At 69.3% G+C, this 7,387-nt stretch carries 5 protein-coding genes; all 5 read right to left on the bottom strand.

What is annotated here, in order from left to right:
• Nucleotides 1-103: 103 nt before the first annotated feature.
• Nucleotides 104-1,720 (bottom strand): ABC transporter ATP-binding protein, encoded by a 1,617-nt coding sequence (locus BDIM_RS10745; RefSeq protein ID WP_003165620.1) that lies wholly within the window; start codon nt 1,718-1,720, stop codon nt 104-106.
• 2 nt (nt 1,721-1,722) lie between these two features.
• Nucleotides 1,723-2,580 carry an ABC transporter permease gene (locus tag BDIM_RS10740; RefSeq protein ID WP_003165619.1) on the bottom strand — a complete coding sequence of 286 codons (858 nt, stop codon included), beginning with the start codon at nt 2,578-2,580 and terminating at the stop codon, nt 1,723-1,725.
• Nucleotides 2,577-5,111: an ABC transporter substrate-binding protein gene (locus BDIM_RS10735; protein WP_003165617.1), complete on the bottom strand. Its 2,535-nt coding sequence runs from the start codon at nt 5,109-5,111 to the stop codon at nt 2,577-2,579. Before BDIM_RS10735 ends, BDIM_RS10740 begins: the two co-directional genes overlap by 4 nt.
• A 173-nt stretch (nt 5,112-5,284) precedes the next feature.
• Complete coding sequence (locus tag BDIM_RS10730; RefSeq protein ID WP_244911831.1) at nt 5,285-6,130, bottom strand: acid phosphatase; 846 nt, start codon at nt 6,128-6,130, stop codon at nt 5,285-5,287.
• 23 nt (nt 6,131-6,153) lie between these two features.
• Nucleotides 6,154-7,387 (bottom strand): alkaline phosphatase D family protein (locus tag BDIM_RS10725; protein ID WP_040345775.1); only part of this gene is annotated, 1,234 nt, incomplete at its 5' end.

The raw sequence follows: 7,387 nt of genomic DNA, 5'->3' as shown, positions 1-7,387 counted from the left end.
CCGGAAGCGCGGGCGGCGCTCTGGGCGGCGGGCTTGGCGCTGGCGGCTCCTGCTGCGGAGGCTGCGGCGCCGATCAGGGCCGAGCCGAGGACGGTTCTGCGGTTCATCCGGCGGTTTCCTTTTCCAGAGCGTGATTGCGGACCAGATCCGGCGTCGCCGCCAGAAGTTTCTGTGTATAGGGGTGCGAAGGGGCGGCGAAGACGGCGGCCGTCTCGCCCTGTTCGACGATCTTTCCGGCCTGCATGACCAGCAGGCGATCCGTCACCGTGCGCACGACGCTGAGGTCATGGGTGACGAAGAGGTAGGACAGGCCCAGCCGGTCCGACAGGTCGGCCAGCAGGTCCAGCACCTGCGCCCGGACCGAGACGTCCAGCGCCGAGACCGCCTCGTCCAGACAGATGACCGAGGGTTCGGTGATCAGGGCGCGGGCGATGGCGATGCGCTGGCGCTGGCCGCCCGAGAACTCGTGCGGATAGCGGTCGGCGGCGTTGCTTGTCAGGCCCACGCGCTCCAGCATTTCATCGACGCGGCGGCGGGCCTCGGCGGGAGAGGGCTTGGCGTCCAGCAGGTGGAAGTTCTCGGCGACCAGATCGCTGACCTTCCAGCGCGGATCGAAGCTGCCGTAGGGATCCTGAAACACCACCTGAATGTCTCGCCTGATGGACTTCAGCGCGGCGCCTCGGGCGGCGGTGATGTCGCGGCCCTTAACTCGGACGCGGCCCGCCTGCGGCGTCTCCAGCGCCAGGATGGCGCGCAGCAGGGTGGACTTGCCGCAGCCGCTTTCGCCGACCAGGCCGAGGCTCTCGCCCGGCTGGATCGACAGGCTGACCTGATCGACGGCGCGGAAGGCTTTGGATTTGCCGAACAGGGCGGGCGCGCCGCCGTATTCGCGCACCAGACCCTCGACCTGAAGCACGGGGGCGGCGTCGGCCTGCGGGCGGCTGCGGCGCACGGGGGCGTGGGTGGCGTTGGCCAGAAGGCGCTGCGAATAGGCGTGCGCCATGCCGGTGCGGATGCGGTCGACCGGCGCTTCCTCGACCAGTTCGCCATCCTTCATCACCGCCAGCCGGTCGGCGGTTTCGGCCACCACGGCGAGGTCGTGGGTGATGAGGATCAGGCCCATGCCGTCCTCGCGCACCAGCCGCTTCAGCAGGTCGAGAACCTGAGCCTGCGTCGTCACGTCCAGCGCCGTCGTCGCCTCGTCCGCGATCAGCAGCTTGGGCGTCAGGGCGATGGCGATGGCGATGGCGACGCGCTGTCTTTGGCCGCCCGACAGCTCGTGCGGATAGCGGCTCAAGGCAAAGCGTTCGGCGGGCAGGCCGACCCGGTCCAGCACGGCGCGGGCGACGGCCAGGGCTTCCTTGCGCGAGGTTTTCTTGTGCTGGCGCACCGTCTCGGCGACCTGATCGCCGATGGTCATGACGGGGTTCAGGGCCGTCATCGGCTCCTGGAAGATGATGCCGACGTCGCGGCCGCGCACCTTTTGCATCACGGCGTCGGGGACGTTCGAGACGATCTGGCCGTTCAGGCAGATTTCGCCGGTCATCGTCGCGCGCGGCGGCGTCAGGCCCAGCACGGCCAGAGACGTCATGGACTTGCCCGAGCCGCTTTCGCCGACCAGGCCCAGGATTTCGCCGGGGGCGACGGCCAGGGACACGTCTTTCAGGATCGGCGTCGAACCGATCGACAGGCTGAGGTCGCGGATGTCGAGGACGGTCATGGTCAACGCTCCCGCCGCACGCGCGGGTCGAACAGGTCGCGCAGGCCGTCGCCGGTCAGGCTGAGGCCCAGCACGGTCACGAAGATGGCCAGCCCCGGCATGATCGCCAGCCATGGCGCGAAACCGATCATGGTCTGGGCCTCGGCCAGCATCCGGCCCCAGCTGGGCGCGGGCGGCTGGGCGCCCAGGCCGACATAGGACAGGCCCGCCTCGGCGACGATGCCGACGGCGAACTGGATCGCAGCCTGAACCACCAGCAGGCTCATCAGATTGGGCAGGATGTGCTGGAGCGAGATCAGGGCCTTGGACTTGCCGGCCGTGCGGGCGGCCAGGACGTATTCGCGGGTCCACAGGCCTTGCGCCGCGCCGCGCGCGACGCGGGTGAAGACGGGGATGTTGAAGACGCCGATGGCGATGACGGCGTTGATCGCGCCCGGCCCCATGACGGCGGTGATCATCACGGCCAGCAGCAGGGCGGGGAAGGCGAAGATCAGGTCGTTGCCGCGCATGACCAGTTCGTCGATCCAACCGCCGCGCGCCGCCGCCGTCAGGCCCAGAGGCGTGCCGATGCCGATGCCGATGCCGACGGCGACGAAGGCCACGACGAGGGAGTTCTGCGCGCCTGCCATGATCATCGACAGCACGTCGCGGCCGAAGTGGTCCGTGCCCATCCAGTGGGCGGCCGAGGGGGCGGTCAGCTTGGCGGCGATGTCCACCGCCTCGACGTCATAGGGCGTCCAGACGAGGGCGATCAGGGCGGTCGCCAGCACGACGGCCGTCAGCGTCGCGCCGACGATCAGCGACAGGGGCCAGCGCACGCGGGGTTTGGCGGGGGCGATGATGGCGAGGGCGTCGGTCATGCGCGGCGTCCCCTCAGGCGCGGATCGGCGAACAGATAGGCGAGGTCGATCAGGAAGCTGACCAGAACCACGGCGAAGACCAACACCACCACCACGCTCTGCACCACGATCAAATCGCGTTGGGTGATGGCCTGGAAGACCAGACGGCCGAGGCCGGGCAGGGAGAAGACGTTTTCGATGATGATGCCGCCCGCCAGCAGGAAGGGGAACTGAAGGCCGAGGATGGTCAGGACCGGGATCCAGGCGTTGCGCAGGGCGTGTCGCCACAGGGCCTGATTGACCGAGAGGCCCTTGGCGCGGGCGGTGCGGACATAGTCCTCGTTCATCGTGTCGAGCAGGGCGGTGCGCAGGACGCGGGCGAGGATGGCGGCCTGCGGCGCGGCCAGCGCGACAGCAGGCAGGAGCAGGGCCTTGAAGGCGGGCCAGAAACCCTTGCTCCAGCCGGGGAAGCCGCCCGCCGAGAACCAGCCCAGGTTCACCGAGAACAGCAGGATCAGCAGCATGGCGATCCAGAAATTGGGCAGGGCGACGCCGACCTGCGTGACGCCGATCAGGCCGGTGTCGACGGCGGTGCCTCGGCGGCTGGCGGCGGTGACGCCGATGGGCAGGGCGACCAGCAGCGACAGGACGGTGGCCATCAGGGCCAGCGGCGCGGACACGGCCAGACGTTCGGCGATCAGGCCGCCGACCGGCACCTGATAGGTGTAGCTGGTCCCGAACTTGCCGGTCAGCAGGTCGCCCAGCCAGGCGAAGTAGCGCTCAAGGCCCGAGCCTTCGAGGCCCATCTGCTGACGCAGGGCGGCGATGCTCTCGGGGCTGGCGTTCAGCCCCATCATATAGCTGGCCGGATCGCCCGGCACGACCTGCAGCAGTAGGAAGATGACGACGGTGGCCGCCAGAAGCGTCAGGGCGTGGCCGCCCAGCTTTTTCAGCAGCCAGGCCGCGCCGAAGCGCCAGGCGACGAAGGCGAGGAGCGCTACGCCCGCGATCAGGCTGATCCAGCCCCAGGGTAGGCTGCCGCCCGCTCGTTCGGCGCTCGCCGCCCCGGCCGCGCCCACGCCGGTCCATCCGGCCCCGGTGACGTCGTTGGCGGCGATGGGGCCGTTGATCCACAGGCCGTTCACGTCCGCCTTCCACACGCCGATGCGCGAGGACTGGAACAGGAAGCCGTTGACCGCGTCGTCTGCGATGCGGCGTTGCAGGTCGCCCAGCAGGCGGTTGCGCGTCGGCTCGTCCGGGGCGGCGTTGACCTGCGCCAGCAGGGCGTCGAAGGCCGGGCTGTCGTAGCCGAAATAGTAGTCCTTGCGGCCGTAGATGTCGTAGTCCATCGGCTCGACGTGCTCGACGATGGTCAGGTCGAACTGGCGGCGTTTGAACACCTGGTCCAGCCACTGGGCCCACTCCAGATTCTCGATCTTGGCGCGGATGCCTGCTTCGGCCAGTTGCGAGATCAGCACCTCGCCGCTGCGCCGGGCGTAGGGGCGGGGCGGCAGGCGCAGGGTCACGTCGATGCCGTTGGGATAGCCCGCCTCGGCCAACAGGGCGCGCGCCTTGGCCGGGTCGTGGGGATAGAGGCCGGTCAGGTCGACATAGCCCGGCGCCTGACGCGAATAGTGGCTGCCGATGGGCTGGCCGAAGCCGAACATGGCGCCCTGGATTAGGGCGTCGCGGTCGATGGCGTAGGACAGGGCGCGGCGCACCCGCACGTCGTTGAACGGCGCCTTGGTGTTGTTGATCCCCAGAATGACCTTGCCTTCGGAGGCGCCGACGACGACGCGGAAGCGCGGGTCGCGCTGGAACTGAGCGACATTCTCGGGCGCGGGATAGTTGGGGAAGGCGTCCACGTCGCCGGCGCTGACGGCGGCGAAGGCGGCGGTCGGGTCGCTGATGAAGCGGAAGACGACGGTGTTCAGACGGGGCGTCGGACCCCAGTAGCCGTCGCGGCGGATCAGGGTCAGCTGGCTGCCGCGCTGCCAGTTCTGCAGCTTGAACGGGCCGGTGCCGACCGGCGTGACGGCGTTGGTGGCCGCGCTGCTCGGCGAAACCATCACCGCGTCGCCCCAGGCCATGACATAGGGCAGGGTGGCCATCGGCCGCGACAGGCGGATGCGGATGGTCGCCGGGTCGACGACCTCGACGCTCTGGATCGGCGCGAACAGGGCCTTCTGGGCGTTGGTCGACCCTTCGGCCTTGATGCGGTCCAGGGAGAATTTGGCGACCGAGGCGTCGAAGGGCGAGCCGTCGGAGAAGGTCACGCCGCGCCGCAGATGGAAGGTCCAGGTCAGGCCGTCGGGCGCGGCCTCCCACGACTCGGCCAGCGACGGGGCGACCGCGCCGTTCTGGGTCAGCCGGGTCAGGCCTTCGAAGACGTTGGCGTAGACGACTTCATCCACCGCCGCCGCCGCGCCCGAGGTCGGGTCGAGGTTCGGCGGCTCCAGCGGCAGGCCGAGGATCAGCCGGTCACGCGGCGCCTGCGCCTGAACCTGCGGCGCGGTCAGGCCCCAGACGAGGCACAGGGCCAGCGACAGCACGAGCGTGATCAGGCCGGACCGAAGCTCGCCGTTCCGGCCGCGCCGTCGGGATGCTGTCGCGACGCGTGTCGCCCCTGTTTTCGTCACCTTCCCTCGGTCTCCCCCTTGCGACGTGGCCGATCTTCGTCAGCCTACGTCATGGATTTGCTTTCACGCCATGGATTAAGCGCGCCTCACCACGGCTGGCGCGCCAGCGAGGCGGGGCAGGCGGCCGTAGCCTCGGTCGCGGCGGCGCGGGCGGCGTCGAACTCTTCCTTGGCCTTGGCGAAATCGGCCTGGAACGCCGGATCGGCCTTCAGCCGGGTGACGATGGTCGCGCCGACGATGCGGCCCGCCTCGACGTCGCTGGGATAGTGGACGCCGCACACCGCGCGGCTTTCGCCATAGGCCAGGCCGCGGCGCAGGATGGCGTCGGCGCGGTCGGGCGCCAGTTCGGCCAGCACCAGGCCCCAGGCCCAGCCCAGCGCCGAGTGGCCCGACGGATAGGAGCCGCTGGCCGCCAGCCAGGTCTCGGGCGCGATGCAGGTCGGCAGGGGCTCGACCACGAAGGGGCGTTTGCGGAAATAGCCCTTCTTGGCGGGCGTTTGGATCATCTCCAGATCGCCCAGCATCTTGCCCATCAACAGCGTCAGGGTCGGCATCTGTTCCGGCTCGAACTTGAAGCCGAGGGCGCAGTCGAAGGCGCGCGGGGCGCCGGGCGTTTCGATCTCATTGTCGGCGCGGGCGATGGCCCAGCGCTCGGAGCCTTCCAGCGACCGCATGGCGCGATAGGCGGCGATGTCGGCCTGTTCGCGCAACGAGCCTTCGGCGGGCGGCGGCGGCAGGAAGTTGGCGGCGTTGGGCGTGTTCTCGGCGGTCAGATAGCCGTGCGGATGATCGCGGAAGCCTTCCCAGAAGGTCACGCGCGCAGTCGCCGCCGTCTGCGTCGACACCGCCCCGGCGCAGCCGCTCAACGCTCCGCCGAGCGCGAGAGCCAGGCTCATCGCGATGAGGGATGAAGAGCGGCGCGAGGTGGTCATGGGAAAACTCCGGGTAGAAGGGATCATGCGGCGACGGCGCCGGGGCGGCCCGATTCAACGGTCCAGGATTTCAGGGTCGACAGGCTGGCCTTGGGGTCGCGCACGTCGCTGATGACCTGATAGCGCGTATCCATGCGGTCGGGGCGCACGTCGATCGACATATAGCCGCGCGGCCGGCTGTCGAAGAACTTCACCTGCGGATTATTGGGCATGACGGCCATCAGCCCGTCGTAGCTGGGGCCGGTCGAGGTGATGGAGGTGCCGACGAACTCGGTCGCCACGGTGGCCGACGACGGGTCGCGGCTATCCAGCTTCACGTCATTGGTCCAGAACGAATGGTAGTCGCCGCTGAGGACGACGGGGTTGGACGGCTTCAGCTCGGACAGGGCGCCGGTTAGGCGGTCGCGGGCGGCGGGGAAGCCATCCCAGGTGTCGGTCCAGTAGCGGTTTTCCTCGGCCGGGCTGCGGGCCAGGCGCAGGCCCGCCATGACCAAATTCTGGCCCAGGATGTTCCAGCGCGCCTCAGCGCGGGCCAGGCCGTCATACAGCCAGCCCTCCTGCTCGAAGCCGAGGAAGGTGCGCGACGGGTCCAGCCGGTCGGTGCAGGTCGCATCGGTGACGATCTGGCCCTTGCCGCCGTTTTCGCCGGCGCTGCACGGTTGTTTCGAGCGGTATTGGCGGCCGTCCAGCATGAAGAACTCGGCCAGCTGGCCGTAGCGGACGCGACGATAGATCGGCATCTGGAGGCTGGCGCTCAAGCGCGTGCGACGGATCGGCATGGCTTCGTAGAAGGCCTGATAGGCGGCGGCGCGGCGTTGCAGGAAGTCATTGGGGGCAACGCCCGAAATCTTGGACCAGACGCCGGAATAGTCGTCCTGAACCTCATGGTCGTCCCAGACGGCGATGCAGGGGGCGGCGGCGTGCAGACGCTGCAGGTTCGCATCGGTGCGGTGCAGGGCGTAGCGGTTGCGATAGCCCGCCAGCGATGTCGCTTCCTCGAGGTTGTAGGGGCGCACCACCTGGTCGGCGCGGTCCGGCCCCAGGCTGTATTCATAGATGTAGTCGCCCAAGAACAGGGTCAGGTCCGGCTGTTCGTCGGCCATGTGGCCGTAGGCGCTGAAATAGCCGCGCTCCCAGTGCGAGCAGGAGGCGACGGCGAGGCGCAGCCGGTCGGCGTGGGCGTTCGGGGCGGGGGTGGTCAGGGCGCGGCCCGTCGGGCTCTGCTGGCCCTGGGCGGTGAAGCGGTACCAGTAGGGG

The organism is Brevundimonas diminuta ATCC 11568, from assembly GCF_000204035.1.
Taxonomy (GTDB): Bacteria; Pseudomonadota; Alphaproteobacteria; order Caulobacterales; family Caulobacteraceae; genus Brevundimonas; species Brevundimonas diminuta.
The sequence above is the reverse complement of the archived record's forward strand: the minus strand, read 5'-3'. Positions and strand labels throughout refer to the sequence as shown.

What these genes read in the sequence shown, in the direction of transcription:
- BDIM_RS10745 (WP_003165620.1), bottom strand. Translation starts at nt 1,720, where the DNA reads ATGACCGTCCTCGACATCCGCGACCTCAGCCTGTCGATCGGTTCGACG.
- BDIM_RS10740 (WP_003165619.1), bottom strand. Translation starts at nt 2,580, where the DNA reads ATGACCGACGCCCTCGCCATCATCGCCCCCGCCAAACCCCGCGTGCGC.
- BDIM_RS10730 (WP_244911831.1), bottom strand. Translation starts at nt 6,130, where the DNA reads ATGACCACCTCGCGCCGCTCTTCATCCCTCATCGCGATGAGCCTGGCT.